Source organism: Stenotrophomonas sp. FR012, from assembly GCF_047520565.2.
Classification (GTDB): Bacteria; Pseudomonadota; Gammaproteobacteria; order Xanthomonadales; family Xanthomonadaceae; genus Stenotrophomonas; species Stenotrophomonas sepilia.
Genome location: NZ_JAXBQL020000006.1, coordinates 143,597 through 159,061 on the forward strand (window position 1 = coordinate 143,597; position 15,465 = coordinate 159,061).

At 67.6% G+C, this 15,465-nt stretch carries 15 protein-coding genes; 4 read left to right on the forward strand and 11 right to left on the reverse strand.

From position 1 onward, the window contains the following. Window positions 1-306: 306 nt before the first annotated feature. Genes ACM0O9_RS12085 through mdoH form a run of 4 tightly spaced genes read right to left on the reverse strand, consistent with a single transcriptional unit; the run spans window position 307 to window position 4,731 of the window. Window positions 307-1,038 (reverse strand): LytR/AlgR family response regulator transcription factor, encoded by a 732-nt coding sequence (locus ACM0O9_RS12085; protein ID WP_065178002.1) that lies wholly within the window; start codon window positions 1,036-1,038, stop codon window positions 307-309. Between the two features lie 10 nt (window positions 1,039-1,048). Continuing rightward, complete coding sequence (locus ACM0O9_RS12090; protein ID WP_005419547.1) at window positions 1,049-2,092, reverse strand: sensor histidine kinase; 1,044 nt, start codon at window positions 2,090-2,092, stop codon at window positions 1,049-1,051. A 3-nt stretch (window positions 2,093-2,095) separates the two neighbouring features. Continuing rightward, complete coding sequence (locus tag ACM0O9_RS12095; RefSeq protein ID WP_005419549.1) at window positions 2,096-2,755, reverse strand: alpha/beta hydrolase; 660 nt, start codon at window positions 2,753-2,755, stop codon at window positions 2,096-2,098. Window positions 2,756-2,805: 50 nt separating this feature from the next. Next, window positions 2,806-4,731: a glucans biosynthesis glucosyltransferase MdoH gene (mdoH, locus tag ACM0O9_RS12100; RefSeq protein ID WP_005419550.1), complete on the reverse strand. Its 1,926-nt coding sequence runs from the start codon at window positions 4,729-4,731 to the stop codon at window positions 2,806-2,808. A 497-nt stretch (window positions 4,732-5,228) separates the two neighbouring features. Between mdoH and ACM0O9_RS12105 the strand changes: the two genes are divergently transcribed. Continuing rightward, window positions 5,229-7,295 carry a TonB-dependent receptor domain-containing protein gene (locus ACM0O9_RS12105; RefSeq protein WP_065178000.1) on the forward strand — a complete coding sequence of 689 codons (2,067 nt, stop codon included), beginning with the start codon at window positions 5,229-5,231 and terminating at the stop codon, window positions 7,293-7,295. 60 nt (window positions 7,296-7,355) lie between these two features. Here ACM0O9_RS12105 and ACM0O9_RS12110 read toward each other — a convergent pair whose 3' ends face one another. Then, a complete protein-coding gene (locus tag ACM0O9_RS12110) occupies window positions 7,356-7,526 on the reverse strand; it encodes a hypothetical protein (RefSeq protein WP_005419553.1) in 171 nt (56 codons plus the stop codon). A gap of 214 nt (window positions 7,527-7,740) precedes the next feature. Here ACM0O9_RS12110 and ACM0O9_RS12115 point away from each other — a divergent pair, with 214 nt between their 5' ends. After that, window positions 7,741-8,127: a DUF2628 domain-containing protein gene (locus tag ACM0O9_RS12115; protein ID WP_414604143.1), complete on the forward strand. Its 387-nt coding sequence runs from the start codon at window positions 7,741-7,743 to the stop codon at window positions 8,125-8,127. Between the two features lie 77 nt (window positions 8,128-8,204). Here ACM0O9_RS12115 and ACM0O9_RS12120 read toward each other — a convergent pair whose 3' ends face one another. The 3 genes from ACM0O9_RS12120 to ACM0O9_RS12130 form a co-directional block, all read right to left on the reverse strand. Beyond that, window positions 8,205-10,736 carry a methyl-accepting chemotaxis protein gene (locus tag ACM0O9_RS12120; protein ID WP_414604142.1) on the reverse strand — a complete coding sequence of 844 codons (2,532 nt, stop codon included), beginning with the start codon at window positions 10,734-10,736 and terminating at the stop codon, window positions 8,205-8,207. 210 nt (window positions 10,737-10,946) lie between these two features. Next, window positions 10,947-11,840: an NAD-dependent epimerase/dehydratase family protein gene (locus ACM0O9_RS12125; protein WP_065177998.1), complete on the reverse strand. Its 894-nt coding sequence runs from the start codon at window positions 11,838-11,840 to the stop codon at window positions 10,947-10,949. Between the two features lie 98 nt (window positions 11,841-11,938). Continuing rightward, entirely contained in the window at window positions 11,939-12,850 is a 912-nt protein-coding gene (locus ACM0O9_RS12130; RefSeq protein ID WP_065186205.1) for a S41 family peptidase, read from the reverse strand. 50 nt (window positions 12,851-12,900) lie between these two features. On the opposite strand from ACM0O9_RS12130, the gene ACM0O9_RS12135 reads away from it, so the two are divergent. Continuing rightward, complete coding sequence (locus ACM0O9_RS12135) at window positions 12,901-13,365, forward strand: MarR family winged helix-turn-helix transcriptional regulator (RefSeq protein WP_065177996.1); 465 nt, start codon at window positions 12,901-12,903, stop codon at window positions 13,363-13,365. Window positions 13,366-13,639: 274 nt separating this feature from the next. After that, window positions 13,640-13,942, forward strand: a complete 303-nt coding sequence (locus ACM0O9_RS12140) for a KGG domain-containing protein (protein ID WP_005419559.1) — start codon at window positions 13,640-13,642, stop codon at window positions 13,940-13,942. Between the two features lie 125 nt (window positions 13,943-14,067). On the opposite strand, the gene ACM0O9_RS12145 is transcribed toward ACM0O9_RS12140, so the two are convergent. From ACM0O9_RS12145 to ACM0O9_RS12155, 3 genes are all read right to left on the reverse strand, one after another. After that, a complete protein-coding gene (locus ACM0O9_RS12145) occupies window positions 14,068-14,418 on the reverse strand; it encodes a VOC family protein (protein ID WP_005419560.1) in 351 nt (116 codons plus the stop codon). Window positions 14,419-14,522: 104 nt separating this feature from the next. Next, on the reverse strand, window positions 14,523-14,723 hold the full coding sequence (locus ACM0O9_RS12150; protein WP_065186238.1) for a hypothetical protein: 201 nt from the start codon (window positions 14,721-14,723) through the stop codon (window positions 14,523-14,525). 91 nt (window positions 14,724-14,814) lie between these two features. Continuing rightward, a complete protein-coding gene (locus tag ACM0O9_RS12155) occupies window positions 14,815-15,333 on the reverse strand; it encodes an SLOG cluster 4 domain-containing protein (RefSeq protein ID WP_032954557.1) in 519 nt (172 codons plus the stop codon). Between the last annotated feature and the right edge of the window lie 132 nt (window positions 15,334-15,465).

The window sequence follows — 15,465 nt, forward strand, 5'->3', positions numbered from 1 at the left end:
GTCAGATCCCTTTTCCGCAGGAAAAGGGATCTGACCCCTCTTTCCCCACCCGATAACAACAATGCCTTTGCCGTCCGACGCGGGAAAAACGAGAGGGTTGGGCCGGGGTGGGGTGGCGGGACCGTTGGCGCCATGGATGGCGCCATCGAGCTTACAGGGATGTACTTGCAGCGTGTCCCGCCACCCCACCCCGGCCCGACCCAGTACGTAGCACCAACGCGCCGACCAACCGCCGTTGCAGTTGCAGTTGCCGTTGCTCCAGACGTTGCTCGTAAGCAGTCGCGGCCGCAGGCCGCGCGGGACCACTCACAGATGCCGCAGTTCCTGCTTCAGCGTCGCCACGCACCGGCGGCTGACTTCCAGCGGCTGCTTGCCATGCCGCAACACCGCCTGCACCTGCCCGCTCGAGCCCCGACGCAGCTCCACCAGCTCGTGGCGCGCCACCAGGCAGTTGCGATGGATGCGGATGAAACGGCTGGCGAACTCTTCTTCCAGCGACTTCAGCGATTCCTCGATCAGGTCCTCGCCGCGTGCGTGGTGCACCACCACGTACTTCTCCTCGGCCTGCAGGTAGTGGATATCGTCCAGCGGAATCAGGCGCAGGCTGCCGCGCAGGCGTGCGCACAGCACGCTGCGTGCCTGCTGCCCGCTGTGCTCCTGCGGCCGGCCATCGCGGCCGGCCAGGAACGTGCGCGCACGTGCGATCGCCGCCGCCAACCGTTCGGCACGCACTGGCTTCATCAGGTAGTCGATCGCTGCGGCCTCGAACGCCGACAGCGCATGCGCATCGTAGGCGGTGCAGAACACCACCGCTGGCCGAGGTTCGAAGCTGGCCAGGTGGCGGGCCGCTTCCAGGCCATCCAGCCCGGGCATCGCGATATCCAGCAGGACCAGGTCCGGCTGCAGCTCCGCGCACGCGTGCAGGGCCTGCTCACCGTTGCCGGCCTCGGCCACCACGTCCACGCCGTCCTGTGCCGCCAACAGGCTGCGCAGGCGCTCGCGCGCCAGCGGTTCGTCGTCGGCGATGACTACCCTCACGATCGTTCCCTCACTGGATCGGCACTGTCACCTGGCAGGCATAGTAGCCCTCGCTCCAGCCAGCCGTCATCCGCGCGGTGCTGCCGAAGCGCCAGGCCAGCCGATGGCCGATGCTGTGCTGGGCATGGCCGGCGCCGCGTGCCAGCGCCAGCCCCGGCGCCTGCGGATCGGGTGCCGGGTTGCGTACGCGGATCTGCAGTTCATTGCCCTCGCGCGCCAGCTGCAGTTCGATGGTGCCGCCGTCGGGCAGGCGCGAGATGCCATGCAGCACGGCATTTTCCACCAGCGGCTGCAGTACCAGCCTTGGCAAGGGCAGGTCCCATGGCAGCGGCTCGTCGCGCTGCCAACGCACCTGCAGGCGTTCACCCAGGCGCAGCGATTCGATCGACAGGTAGCGCTCGGCCAGCTCGCATTCGTCGCGAAGGGTGGAATCGCCCTCGCCCGCCCCCAGCGCGGCACGGAACAGATCGGACAGGTCCAGCACCGCGCGCTCGGCGACTGCCGGGTCACGATGCAGCAGGCTGGCGATCAGGTTCATGCTGTTGAACAGGAAATGCGGGCGGATACGCGCCTGCAGCGCGTCGGCCTGCGCGCGCGCGTTGGCCTGCACCTGCGCGGCCCAGCGATCGCTTACGTAGAAGTAGCGCAGCGCCAGCGCGGCGATCAGCGCCGTGGTTGCCGCGCTGCCGAGGGTGAAACGCCAGAAGCTGATGCCGCTGGCGAAGCTGTCGCCCAGCACCGCGTACAGCGCGTGCACGATGCCAGCGCAGACCACCGCGATCAGGGTTGCCAGCACGGTCGCCGCAATGGCGCCCAGCACCGGCGGCAGCCGCGACAGGGTCTGCCGCAGCAGGCACAGGCTGGCGGTCACCGCCAGCGCCAGCCACAGCGCGAATCCGCTGGCCGACAGCAGTTCGCCGAAGGTCCAGTGACGGCTGCCGTCCGGCGCCAGCGCCAGTACCACCACCACCAGCTCGGCCAGGCCGAGCATCGCCGCCAGCCGTGGCAGGCGGCACAGTTCCGGCATCCACGGCGGTGTGCTGGCCGGCGACATGGCTCAGGCGGCGCCCAGGCGTTCCTGCAGCCAGTCACCCAGTGCCTGGATCTCCTCGGCACAGACCTGGTGGGCCATCGGGTAACTGTGCCACGCCACATCCAGGCCCAGCGTACGCAGCGCCTGCGCGCTGTGCGCTGCGACGGCCTGCGGGATCACCGGGTCGCCACTGCCATGGGCCATGAACACCGGCACCTGCACCGCGCCGTCAACACGCGTGGCGCTGTCGGCTTCGGGCAGATAGGTGGACAGCGCGATCAGGCCGGCCAGCGGCGCGGTACGCGAGAGCGCGGCTGTCAGGATGATCGCCCCACCCTGCGAGAAGCCTGCCAGGAAGATCTTCTCCGGCGCGATGCCGCGCTCGATCTCGCGCGCGATCAGTGCGTCCAGCTGCACCACCGATTCCTGCACGCCGGCCATGTCGGCGCGCGAACGGAAGTCCATGCCCACGATGTCGTACCAGCCGCGCATCGGCACGCCGTTGTTGATCGTGATCGGCCGCACGGGTGCGTGCGGGAACACGAAGCGCAGCGCCGGCCAGTGCGGCCGCACCAGTTCCGGCACGATCGGCGCGAAATCATGGCCGTCGGCGCCGAGGCCGTGCAACCAGATCACCGACCACTGCGGCGAGGCGCCGGTTTCCTGTTCCACCGTTTGCAGCATGATGCGGCTCCTTCAAGTTCGAGCCGCATTATGCCGCTGGCGCGGGGCAATCAGTACAGCGGCGGTTGCTCGGCCGCTTCCCGCCGCAGCTGCGCGGCGCGTACCAGCACCGGTGGCGGGATGTTCTCTTCGGGGATATCGAGCAGGCCGAGGCGATGCAGGAAAGCACCGGGGCCGCGCGAGGAGGTCAGCGCCACCACCGGAACGGCCAGAACCATGCCGATCACCACCGGCGCCATCCAGGCCGCCAGCGACGGCGATACCGCCCAGGCCAGCACGCCCATGAAGGCGCCGAACACACCCAGGCCACCGTAGCCACGGATCAACGCCATCCACGAGATGCCGCCGTCGTCACGCTGCTGCGCGTCCCAGCCGGAATCGCGCCCGGACAACACTTCGGCCACGCCGCGTGACTGCACGTACATCACCACCGGCGCCATCAGCGCGGCGAGCACGGTTTCCACCAGCATCGATACGAAGGCACGGATCGGACCGCCACAACCGCGGCGGTCGACCGGGTCCAGCAGCATTGCCAGGTAGCCGAGCACCTTGGGCAGCAGCAGCACCGCCATGGTGGCGGCGAACAGGCGCACCACCTGCTCTTCATCCTGTGCGCGCCAGTACACGCTGGGCGACAGGTGCAGCAGGGCGTTGAAATCGATGCCTTCCTGGAACAGCGGGATGGCGATGCCGATCAGCATCAGCATCGCCCACATCGGTGCGGTGAAATAGTGGCCGATGCCGATCAGCATGTGCGTGCGGCTGATCCAGTGCAGCCCGCGGCTGCCGACCACCTTGCCGTGCTGCAGGTTGCCCTGGCACCAGCGGCGGTCGCGCACCAGCAGGTCGGTCAGCGTCGGCGGGCCTTCCTCGTAACTGCCACCGAGGTAGGGCACCATGTGCGCGGCCCAGCCGCCACGACGCATCAGCGCCGCTTCGACGAAATCGTGGCTGAGCACGTGGCCGCCGAACGGCTTGCGCCCCGGCAGCGCCGGCAGGCCGGCGTGGTCGGCGAAGGCACGGGTACGGATGATGGCGTTGTGGCCCCAGTAGTTGCTCTCGGCGCCGTGCCACCAGGCCACGCCGCGGGCGATCACCGGCCCGTACACGCGGCCACCGAACTGCTGCATGCGCGCGAACAGCGTGCGGCCGCCGATCACCGACGGCAGGGTCTGGATCAGTCCGACGTCGGCGTTGTGTTCCATGCCGGCCACCAGGCGCACGATGCTGTCGCCGGTCATCAGGCTGTCGGCATCAAGGATCAGCATCTGCGGATAGGCACCGCCGAAGCGGCGGACCCAGTCAGCGATGTTGCCGGCCTTGCGCCCGCTGTTGTCACCACGGCGACGATAGAACAGGCGCGTCTGCCCCTCCGGCACACGCTCGCGCAGCTCGGCGAACACCTGTTCCTCGGCAGCGGCGATGTCCTCGCGGCGGGTGTCGCTGAGCACGAAGAAGTCGAAGCGGTCGAGCTGGCCGGTGGCCGCCACCGACTCGTAGATCGCCTGCAGGCCCGCCAGCAGGCGGCGCGGGTCTTCGTTGTAGGTCGGCATCAACAGCGCAGTACGGCTGTGCACGGCCGGCAACGGCTTGTCCGGGTCGATGCCGAGCCGATAGCCCCGGTCGAACACAGCAGTCAGGAAGCCGGCCAGGGCGCTGGCAAAGGAGAGCGCGATCCAGGCAAACAGGCCGACGAACAGCACCAGCAGGCAGGCTTCGAGCACGCTGATGCCATTGGCCGACAGCACCCGCCACATCATCCGCGTAGCCACGGCGGTCATGCCGAGCGTGCCACCAAACAGGTACAGCCGGCGCAGGCCGATCAGGCGCGGCGAGGTGCGATGCCGCCGGACCTTCAGTGCGCCTTCGCGCAGGGTCTGTTCGGGCATCGGCAACGGCGATTCAGCGGGCAGCAGCGCCCAGCCGGCATCAAGCCGGGGCGTTCCTGCTTCCGCATGGATGGTCTGCACCCCCATCGTCGCTTACTCCGCGCCGTCGGCACGGCCGGCCATCCCGGCCGGGCTGCATGCACCAAGGTTCCCGGCGCGCTTTCCCGGCGCCCGCACTTGTCCTGGCTGTGTCGGCCTCACGCCGCACAGTCGATGTCTGTCACTACCGGAACCCACACGATCTCCAACGGGGCGGAATCGAAAATGCGGCCCAGTCTAGGGCCCAGAATGTAAGCCGGGTGCGAAGGTCTACACCGGGATTTGTCCCCATTCAGCAAATAGCAGGCGATCACGCCAGGGCATGGCCAGATGTCACTGCATCGCCCCCGGTACTGGATCGTAACAAACGCGAACGGTTATCATTTAATCAACCAGGCAGGTCACCGTCTTCCGCGCGGCCGCGACCCACCCAGCTGCGCCGGTCCTGACCGCGCACCCGACGACCCACGGAAGGGGGGGGCTGCCTGCTGTCTGCCTGCGCCTGCTGCTTCCACCGGGTCACCCCACCTCTCATGGAAGCCGTCATGTCCCTGTCGTCCCGTTCCCGTTCCGCGCGCCTGCCGCGCACCCGCCTGGCCACCGCCTGCCTGCTGGCGCTGCCCGGCCTGGCCGCCGCCTGCCTGCTGGCCCTGCCCGGCCTGGCCGCCGCAGAGGCCGACGCCGATGCCTCCACCAAGGACCTGGATACCGTGGTGGTCACGGCTTCAGGCAGCCAGCAGTGGATCAAGGATGCCCCGGCCAGCATCAGCGTGATCAGTCGTGAGGACATCGAGCGCCAGCCGGTACCGGACCTGGCCGCCCTGCTCAGCCGCGTACCGGGCGTGACCGGCGGCCTCAGCGCCGTCGGCGAGCAGTCCAAGATCAAGCTGCGTGGCATGCCGTCCAACTACACGCTGGTGCTGGTGGACGGCAAGCGCATGGGCAGCTCGGCCTCGACCAACTATCGCCCCGACCTCGGCCGCCAGGACCTGAACTGGATCTCGCCGGACCAGATCGAGCGCATCGAAGTGGTGCGCGGGCCGATGTCGTCGCTGTATGGCTCCGATGCGATGGGCGGGGTGATCAACATCATCACCCGGCGCATCGGCGACGAATGGAACGGCAGCGCCACCCACAGCTACACCCGCCCGGCTGACGGCAAGCGCGGCGATACCCAGCAGATCGGCGCCACGTTCTCCGGGCCGCTGGGCGAACGCTTCGGCCTGCGCATCGGTGCCAACAGCATGCGCCGCGATTCGGACCGCTCCAACGGCGGTGTCTCCGGCAATGCCTACGCGGGCGAAAAGGACCGCAATGTCGATGCGTTGCTGCAGTGGAAGCTGAGCGACGCACAGGAACTGTCGCTGGAAGCCGGGCACGGCGTGCAGCAGGCCTTCATCGATGCGTCGCTGGAAAAGCAGGACGAAGGTGCCTGGGGTGCCAGTGAGCTCAAGCGCAGCTCGCTGGCGCTCAACCACGATGGCAAGTGGCGCTTCGGCAATTCGAAGATCAGTGCGTACTGGACCGAGTACAGGAACGGCATCGGTGCTGCCGGCCGTTCCGAAGCCACCGATACGATCATCGAGGGCAGCCTGACCACGCCGTTCACCCTCGGCGTTGAACACCAGTTCGCCGTAGGCGGCCAATGGAAGCGGCAGGAGCTGACCAACACCGACACCATCGGCCGCGCGCCGATCGACTATGCCGGCAACGCGGTCAGCGGCTCCACTCTGGACGTGGACACCTGGGCGCTGTTTGCCGAGGACGAGCTGAAACTGCACCGCACCCTGGCCCTGACCGTGGGCGCGCGCCTGGACCATCACGAGCAGTTCGGCGGCCACGTCAGCCCGCGTGCGTACCTGGTCTGGCACCCTGCCGAACAGTGGACGATCCGCGGTGGCGTCTCCAAGGGCTTCCGTGCGCCCAGCCTGACCGAGAACTCGGCCAGTGCCGCTACCCAGTCCGGGGGCCGCGGCTGCACCTCGCTGATTCCGCTGGGCTACACCCGTGGCGGGTGCTACATGGCCGGCAACCCGGACCTGGATCCGGAGACCAGCACCAACCGCGAGATCGGCATCAGCTTCGACAATGACCTGATCGATGTCGGCGTGACCTATTTCCACACCGACTTCCGGAACAAGATCGAGTACGCACCGCTGGGCCGGTTCAACGGCATCTGGTGGACGCGCATGAACAACGTACAGCGCGCGCGCACCCGCGGCATGGAAGGCAACCTCAACGTCCGCTTCGGCGAGCAGTGGCGCTGGCGCACCTCGGCGACCTGGATGAAGGAAGCCAGGAACCTGACCACCGGCCGCAACCTGATCGATACGCCGGAGTTCTCCGGCTATTCGTCGCTGGACTGGGCGCCCAGCACGGTGTTTTCCGGCAGCCTGTCGGCGCAGTACACCGGCAGGCAGACCGGCACCGCCACGACCTTCCTCAAGGCCTATACGCTGTATGACCTGACCGCGGCATGGAACGTCAACGAAGTGCTGACCCTGCGCGGTGGCGTCAGCAACCTGGCCGACAAGAAGCTGTATGCGGAAGGCTCCACCGACTACTTCGTCGCCGGGCGCAGCTACTTCCTGAGCATGACCGCGCGGTTCTGACCGGCGGCACGCGCCGTGATCGCGCCGGCGACATGCCAGCGCGATCGACGGTGTTGCGGGTTACTCGCTTTCCAGCGCGGCCGGTGCCGCATCCCGCGTGGCGGCCGTGCGCGCACGGTCCATCGCCACCGCCAGTTGCTGGCGTGCGAGCAGTTGTTGTGCCTGCACCACTTCAGGTGTCGGCAGGAGCACCGGTCCCGGTGCGTTTTCCGGTGTAGCAGGTGTGGTCATGCAACCTCCATGGACATCCCGCCGCCGCACGGGTTCAGCCGGTGCGGCAGCGGAACTGCGCACCCTATCCTAAAAACAAGGCGGGCGGGTGACGCCGCGGCGCTTGGCCGCAGGCGCGCGAACAAGGCAGGCGTCACATTCTTGACGCTAGCGCTTGGATCCTGAATAGGACTTGTCCTATCATGAAAACGTTTTCTCACAGGGATGTTTCCCAATGAATACCACTGACCTGTCCCAGTTCAGCCCGAAGTGGCAGTTCCGCTTCAACTTCTTCCGCCAGCACGGCGCCCCCAAGAACCCCGGCTTCAAGCAGGCCTGGAAGGCACTGTCCTTTGGTGACCGCCTGAAGATCAACCTGAACTTCTTCGCGTTGTTCTTCGGTGCCATCTACCTGCTGATTCTCGGCATGTGGCGCAAGGCACTGGTGGTGATCGGCATCAACATCGCGCTGGCCATCGTCACCATGTTCCTGCCGGATGTCGTCGGGCGCATGCTGTTCATCGCCATGAACCTGCTGGTCGCCTCCAGCACCAACTACAGCTACTACCTGGAGAAGGTGGAAGGACGCGCCAGCTGGAACCCGTTTGAAGGATTGTTCTGAGCCATCAGACCTGCGCAGGATGCGCGGCAAGGATGCAACCGACGCCCGGCACCCGCCGGGCGTCTTCGTTTCCGGCATCAGGCCGCGCGGCGGGCCATGCCCTCCGGCTCGGCCTGCAGGCGGAAGCGCGACACCGCCACCGCCAGCTGCTCGGCCTGCTCCTCCATCGCACGGGCGGCGGCACTGGCTTCCTCCACCAGCGCGGCGTTCTGCTGAGTGGTTTCGTCCATCTGCACCACGGTCTGGTTGACCTGCTCGATGCCGGCCGACTGTTCGCGCGACGCGGCCGAGATCTCGGCCATGATTTCGTTGACCCGGCCGACCTGACCGACGATGTCCTGCATGGTGCGCCCCGCACCGTGCACCAGCTGCGCACCGGCACCGACCTGGGCCACCGAGGCGTCGATCAGCTCCTTGATCTCCTTTGCAGCACCCGCCGAGCGCTGCGCCAGCGCCCGCACTTCACTGGCCACCACTGCGAAGCCACGGCCCTGTTCACCGGCGCGCGCCGCTTCCACTGCCGCGTTCAGCGCCAGGATGTTGGTCTGGAACGCGATGCCATCGATCACCGAGATGATCTCGGCGATACGCTGCGAAGACGCCTCGATCTGCTCCATGGTGTGCACCACCTGGCTGACCACCTGGCCGCCTTCGCTGGCCACACCCGCTGCGGAACCGGCCAGCGTGTTGGCCTGCAGCGCATGGTCGGCATTCTGGCGCACGGTGGAGGTCAGTTCTTCCATCGACGCGGCGGTTTCTTCCAGGTTGGCGGCCTGCTGTTCGGTGCGGCGCGACAGGTCGCTGTTGCCGGCGGCGATCTCACCGGCGGCCAGGCGGATGCTGGCCGCCGACTGCTGGATCTGGCCGACGATCTGGGTCAGCTGCTGCACGGTGCTGTTGGCATCGTCGCGCATCACCGCAAACACGCCGTGGAAGTCGCCCTGCATGCGGGCACTGAGGTCACCGGCGGCGATCGCGCGCAGCAGCGTCGACAGTGCCGCCAGGTTGTGGTCGCTGACCTGCATCATTGTGTTCAGCGTCTCCACCATGCGGCGGAAATCATGGTCGAAGCGCAGTGCATCACCGCGCACGGCGAAGTCACCGGCGGCGGCGGCGGCGGCCAGCTGCTGGATCTGCTCGTTGATCGCAGCCAGGTTGCGCTTGGTGGTCACCATTGCGGCAGTGAACACCGCCTTCTCGCCCGGCAGCGCTTCCATGTCCACGCTGAGGTCGCCCACGGCATAGCGCTGCATCACTTCAACCAGGCGCTGGGTGACCGCATTGCTGGAGGCCACCAGCTGGTTGCTGTCGGCCACCATGCGGCCGTACTCGCCCGGGAAGGCCGCAGCATCCATGCGATAGCTGAGTTCACCGGCATCGTGGCGGCGCGCCATTTCGGCCTGCGCAGCCATCACCGACTGCAACTGCCCACGCATGCCCTGCATTGCGTCCAGCAGGCGCCCCACTTCGTCGTTGCTGCGCGCCGGCAGCGTGCTGTCCAGCTTGCCGGCGGCGACATCACCGGCCACGCGTACCGCTTCGGCCAACGGGCGGATCGCCAGGCGGCGCAGCAGCACGTAGACGCCGGCGCTGAGGGTCAGCGCGGCGATCACGCCGACCAGCAGGGTCAGCCACAGCAGCTGGCGTGCCTCAGACACGATCACCGCATGCGGCATCACCACGCCCAGCGCGAAGCGTTGCGGGGCGTCGCCCACGCGCAGCGGCACATACACGCGTACGTTGCCGGCCGCGTCGGGGCTGAAGGCCTCGAACGGACGGTCGGCGGCGATGTCGGCCAGCATGCTGCGGGTCAGGGCATCGTTGCGCGGCTTGCCGATCTCGGCGGCATTGGCCGAGGCCAGCACCACGCCCTTGGGCGACAGCAGTTCGACGCGGCCAGCCCCCATCGGCTTCAGCGTTGCCAGGTGCTTCTGCAGCGCTGCCAGCGAGAAGTCGACGGTGAACACGCCCAGGAATCTGCCGTTCTCGATGATCGGCGTGCTCAGGGTGCTCATCAGCACCTTCTGGCCGGCGATGTCATAGGCGTAAGGTTCGCTGACCTTGGGCAGCTTGTCGCGGCTGGGCACCATGTACCAGTCACCGGAACCGCTGGCAGTCTCGGTGTAGTCGGTCATCACCGACTGCTGCGGTTTGCCGTCTTGCCAGGCCCAGTAGCTCATGTAGCGGCCGGTGGCATCGTGTGCTTCGGTATTGACGAACTCCGCATCCTTGCCGTCGAAGGCATCGGCCTCCCACATGGTGCTCTTGCCCAGCCATTGAGGATGAGCACGCAGCTGTTCGCCGAGCACCGCCGCCAGGCTGGCGCGGTCGGGTATGTCACCACGGGCACGCTGGGCCAGCACGGCCTCGACCATGGCGTCATTGCTGGCGAAAGCGGTGCCCAGATCAGCCGCCACCTGGCGCGCCTCAGCGTTGGCCTCGCTGGTCATGGTCTGGCGCGAGGCGCTGATCAGACTGGCGCTGGCCTGCCGGTAGATCAGGAAGGCGGTCAGGCCGAAGCACAGCAGCGCGATCACGGCGGTGCCCAGCATCAACTTGTGGGCGATGCTGCCCGGGCGTTGGGCAGTGGCAGAGCGGGAAGAAGACATGGGAGGGTCCGCAAGCAGTTCAGGACGACCGGCACCACGAGGGCACCGCGCAGGCGCGCGATCCGTCGCGCAGGCCACCGGCAGCCGGGGCGCGCCCGGCGCTGGAAGCGCACTGGGTTAGCGGCCGCCCGCCAACGAGGTTGAGGCGGTCGGCCTGCACATTCCTGAATCCGCTCAGGGTCGGCTCAGCGTTCCCCCCTCGCGATGCCCTCACTCGGCCACGCGGTCCTTGATCCACTGTGCCCGCGGCAGTACCTCGATGCTGCCGACGGCATACTGCTGCAGTACGTCGTCCGGCCCGAAGCACGGTTGCCAGCCCAGCTCGCTGCGCAGGCGGGCACTGTCATAGACACGGTCGATGCTCAATGGCAGCGGCCAACCACGGCGTTCGAACTCGGCCAGCAGCTGCGGCGCGCGACGGGCCAGCACGCTGCGCGGGTGGGTGGCCAGTTCCAGGCAGTCCTCGCGCCGGAACGGCGTCGGTGCGCAGGCGAGATAGCGCGCGAACCGGGCGCCTTCGTCGAGCAGCAGTGCAGCATGTGCGCTGGCCACATCGCGGGCGTCGATGCCGCGATGCAGGCGGAACATCGCCATCCGTTCGGGCGGTTCCGGGAAACACCGGCCCATGCGCAGCACGCGAACGCTGAAGCCCGGCGTGGCGGCGGCTTCGGCCAGGGTCTCTGCCTGCAGCTTGGTACGGTGGTAGATCGTGCGCGGCAGCGGCTCGGTGTCTTCGTCGATCCAACGGCAGCCACCGGCCACCACGGCATGGCCATACAACGCAGTGGTGCTGGTCAGCACGAAGCGCCGTGCACCGGCTTCGCGTGCCGCCTGCAGCAGGTGTGCGGTGGCCTCCACGTTGATCTGCTGGAACACCGCATCCGGCACCAGGCCGACATGCGGGGCATGCAGGGCCGCGGTATGGATGACCGCATCCACGCCCTGCACCGCGCGCGCGACGGCCTGCCGATCGCTGACATCGGCAATGATGCGCGTGGTGGCAAACGGACTGCGGTCCAGCCCCACCACTTCGTGGGCGGCCGCCAACGCACCGAAGATCGCGCGCCCGATGCGGCCGGAACTGCCGGTCAACAGAATCTTCATTGAGTCCATTCACTCGAAGCGCCCGGGAACTACCGGGATGCTTCGATTCTAGGCATGCAATCGCGCATCCGCGATAGGACAGCCATGCAATCGTGCGTTCATCTTGACGACTTCGCAGACGCCAGCAGTTGCCGCGCGATGAACAGCGGATCGTCGCCGCCGGCCACATCAGGCCTCACGCCAGTACGTTCCCAGTTTCCACCGGTGCGCAGATTGATGGGTTGCCGGTCGGGAATACTGATCTGATAGCCATCGGGCAGCAGCACAGGATCACCAAACATATGCGCGGCACCGCCACTGCGCGTGCCGACAATCCGCGCGCGGCCCAGTGCCTGAAGCGAATAGGCGACGAACTCGGCCGCCGAACCGGTGCGACGGTCGATCAGCACCACCAGCGGTTTCAGGTACGCAGGCAGGCTGGCAGGCGGCAGCGGTACCGGCGTGCGCCGGCCGCGCTGGTCCAGCTGCTGCACCGCGGCGATCTTCGCGTCCAGCAGCGTGCGTACCAGCAGGTCGGCACTTGCATCGTCGCCGCCCCCGTTCTGGCGCAGATCCAGCACCAGGCCATCGGTGTCGGCCAGCAGGGAAAGGGCCGCAGCGAACTTCGGGCGCGCCAGATCCAGCGGATAGAAGGTACTCAGGCGCAGGTAACCAATGTTGCCCTCCATCACCCGAACCTCGCGCACGCCGGCACCATTGCTGCGGGCATCGGCGCGCCAGGCCATCAACCAGTCGTCCTGGCCGGCCGCTGCGTCCACGCGTTCAACATGGAAGTGGCCATCGAACATGTCCAGGTCCTGGTTCAGGCGTGCGCTGAACGCAACCGGATCCGAACAGCTGTCCGCATAGCGCTGCTGCACCGACCAGGTGCGCAGGGCATCGGCGATACGGGCGCCCTCCGCCTCGTCAAGGTACTGCGCCTGCACGGCGGTGGCCGCCGCGCGCAGCACTCCGTCCTGCGCCGGGCAGGCCCCTGCCAGCAACGCAACGAGCATCCAGGACACGGCCATCAACCACCTCCGCGTTGAAGATATATAAGCGCTTATATATCATCCTGGTCATGGATCTCCAACACGCCACGCTCGGCACATTGCTGCGCGCCCTGCTCGACCAGCTGGACCCGGCGGTCGAGCACGCCTACCGGGACCTGCAACTGGACTACCGGCCCCGCTACACACCGGTGCTGCGCACGCTGATGGCGCAGGGCCCCTGCCGGATCAAGGACCTGGCATCGGCCTGCGGGCTCAGCCATTCGGCGCTCAGCCAGACCGTGGCGGCGATGGTGCGCGATGGTTGGCTGCACGCGTCCAGCGGCGACGATGGGCGTGAACGCATCCTGCAGTTGAGCCCCCGCGCACAGCGCGCGATGCCTGCGCTGCAGGCGCAATGGCAGGCCACCGCGCGTGCGGCGCGCAGCCTCGATGCCGATCTGGGGCAGCCGCTGGAGCAGGTACTACGCGACGCCCTTGCAGCGCTCGCACAGCGGCCCTTCGCGCAGCGCCTGCAGGACGCCCGCCAGCCCTGAAGCCTTACTGCTCTGCGGCCATTTCGATTTCGCTGAGGAAGGTCCAGCCGCCGTTGCCCAGGCGCAGCTCCAACGTGCGCACTGCGCGGCCGGCTGTCCGGCCTAGGTGAAGGGTGCAGTTCGTCCTGGCCACGCAGGGCGGCGCGCGCGGCAGCGTACCTGCGCCGTGAAAAGCAGTACGGTGCGGCGTGAAGGCAGCCGCACCGGTGCGGACACTCCGTTAGCCGGGCACCGGCAAGGATGAGCTTCCCTTCCATGCAACGGGAGCCTTCCCATGGCCGGCCAGCACCACGGCACTTCCCATCGTGGCTTCGCCTCGATGGACCAGGACAAGCAGCGCGCGATCGCCGCAAAGGGAGGACGCGCCGCGCATGCGTCCGGCAATGCACACGAGTTCAGCCCGGCCGAGGCACGCGTGGCCGGCCGCAAGGGCGGCGAGGCGATCAGCCGCAACCGCCAGCACATGGCAGCGATCGGCCGCGAAGGCGGGCACGCTCGCCACGCCAATGCACGGCAGCAGCGGCAAGCGGCCGAAGCGACGCCAACGAGGGACGGTCCACAACGCCAGCAGGGCTGACCGCGGCGCGTCCAGGCGCGCCTGGGCTGCCGGAGCAGCCCGGATGCCGCGAGCAGGGCCAGCACGCCGGTAGACGGTCATCGTCCCGCGCGCACCGTCAGGCGTGGCGAGGCACCATCCACCGCTCAGGCGTGGGCAAGGATGTTCAACAGCCGACCGAACGGATCGCGGACGAAGAAGCGCCGCACGCCCCAGGGTTCGTCGGCCGGGCCATACTCCAGCGCGATGCCGGCCGCGCGCATGCGCTGCAGCACGTCCTGCAGATTGTCCACTTCGATCGACAGGTCCGGCACCGGCGTGCCCGAGCCTCCTTCACTGGCGAAGCTGACCTGCGCCAGCGCACTGCTCTGCCCGCCATGGGTGACGATCCAGCCATGGTCCATCACCACCGGCATGCCGAGCAGCTCGCCATAGAACGCAGCGGCACGTGAGGGATCGGACGTGGCGATGTTGGCGACGACACGCTTGACGGCCATGTTCCACTCCACCAGGAAGAACGTGTCGAGACTGCCCGACCTTGCGCACGAACAGAAGAGCCCCGCCACGGACGAGGCCCGTCTTCAGCCCAGCATGGCTGGGCTTACACCGCGCCGCAGCGCTCCATGACACATTGATCGTATTCGTACTGGCATTCCATGGCATCACCACCACCGGACACACATGCCTGGTAAGCCTTCCAGCAGGGCAGATCGCAGGGCTGGACCGGTCCGGCCACGGCCACCGAGCCGCTGCAGGCCAACGCGAACACAACACCGGCGATCACTTTCCTGAAAGTACGCATCGACATCGCTCCTTGATAAGCCTGGTGAGCCCAGGCCGGGCCACCTTAGCGCTGCACACGGGACGCTGGGTGAAGGCCGATGCCGCTCGACTCAGCGGTGCAGCAACCCCAGCACACGCAGCTGTCCGGCCAGCTCATCAATGTTGCGCCACGGCAGGATCGGCGAATTGCCGCGCTCGTCCGGCGGGTTGTCCGGCAGCGCATCGGACCAGCCACCGGCCCCCACCAGCGGCAGCAGCGGCCGCTTGTGCAGCCAGGCCAGGCAAACCTCCGAGATCGTACCGGCGCGCCCGCCGATCACGATGCAGGCATCACCGGCCAGGGCCATGATCAGGTTGCGCGCATCGCCCATGCCACAGGGCACCACCACCGTGGCGGGCCAATCGGCTGCCGGCATGCCGCTTTCCGGGATCACGCTGAGCACCTGGCCACCGGCGGCTACTGCCTGCTCGGCAGCTACCCGCGTAGCGGCACTGCCACAGCCGCTGACCAGCGTGATGCCCTGCACGGCCAGGAAACGCCCTGCTTCAGCTGCGCGCTCGAACGCGTCGCTGCCAGGATCGGCACTACCCAATATCGCCAACTGTGGTTTACGCAATGCGTTACGCATGGACGGCTCCAAGGCCTCGGCAAGAAAGGTCGCGGTGCCCGGCCCGGCGGAGCCACGTCGTGCACCGATCACAAAACATTAACACGTTCATAAAAATCCCTTCACATTACTGGGGGATATCGCCATGCCGTT

Coding starts and splice junctions, on each gene's coding strand:
- ACM0O9_RS12115 (WP_414604143.1), top strand. CDS start 7,741: ATGAATACCACTGACCTGTCCCAGTTCAGCCCGAAGTGGCAGTTCCGC.
- ACM0O9_RS12135 (WP_065177996.1), top strand. CDS start 12,901: ATGGATCTCCAACACGCCACGCTCGGCACATTGCTGCGCGCCCTGCTC.
- ACM0O9_RS12105 (WP_065178000.1), top strand. CDS start 5,229: ATGTCCCTGTCGTCCCGTTCCCGTTCCGCGCGCCTGCCGCGCACCCGC.
- ACM0O9_RS12095 (WP_005419549.1), bottom strand. CDS start 2,755: ATGCTGCAAACGGTGGAACAGGAAACCGGCGCCTCGCCGCAGTGGTCG.
- ACM0O9_RS12120 (WP_414604142.1), bottom strand. CDS start 10,736: ATGTCTTCTTCCCGCTCTGCCACTGCCCAACGCCCGGGCAGCATCGCC.
- mdoH (WP_005419550.1), bottom strand. CDS start 4,731: ATGGGGGTGCAGACCATCCATGCGGAAGCAGGAACGCCCCGGCTTGAT.
- ACM0O9_RS12145 (WP_005419560.1), bottom strand. CDS start 14,418: ATGGCCGTCAAGCGTGTCGTCGCCAACATCGCCACGTCCGATCCCTCA.
- ACM0O9_RS12125 (WP_065177998.1), bottom strand. CDS start 11,840: ATGAAGATTCTGTTGACCGGCAGTTCCGGCCGCATCGGGCGCGCGATC.
- ACM0O9_RS12130 (WP_065186205.1), bottom strand. CDS start 12,850: ATGGCCGTGTCCTGGATGCTCGTTGCGTTGCTGGCAGGGGCCTGCCCG.
- ACM0O9_RS12110 (WP_005419553.1), bottom strand. CDS start 7,526: ATGACCACACCTGCTACACCGGAAAACGCACCGGGACCGGTGCTCCTG.
- ACM0O9_RS12155 (WP_032954557.1), bottom strand. CDS start 15,333: ATGCGTAACGCATTGCGTAAACCACAGTTGGCGATATTGGGTAGTGCC.
- ACM0O9_RS12090 (WP_005419547.1), bottom strand. CDS start 2,092: ATGTCGCCGGCCAGCACACCGCCGTGGATGCCGGAACTGTGCCGCCTG.
- ACM0O9_RS12140 (WP_005419559.1), top strand. CDS start 13,640: ATGGCCGGCCAGCACCACGGCACTTCCCATCGTGGCTTCGCCTCGATG.
- ACM0O9_RS12150 (WP_065186238.1), bottom strand. CDS start 14,723: ATGCGTACTTTCAGGAAAGTGATCGCCGGTGTTGTGTTCGCGTTGGCC.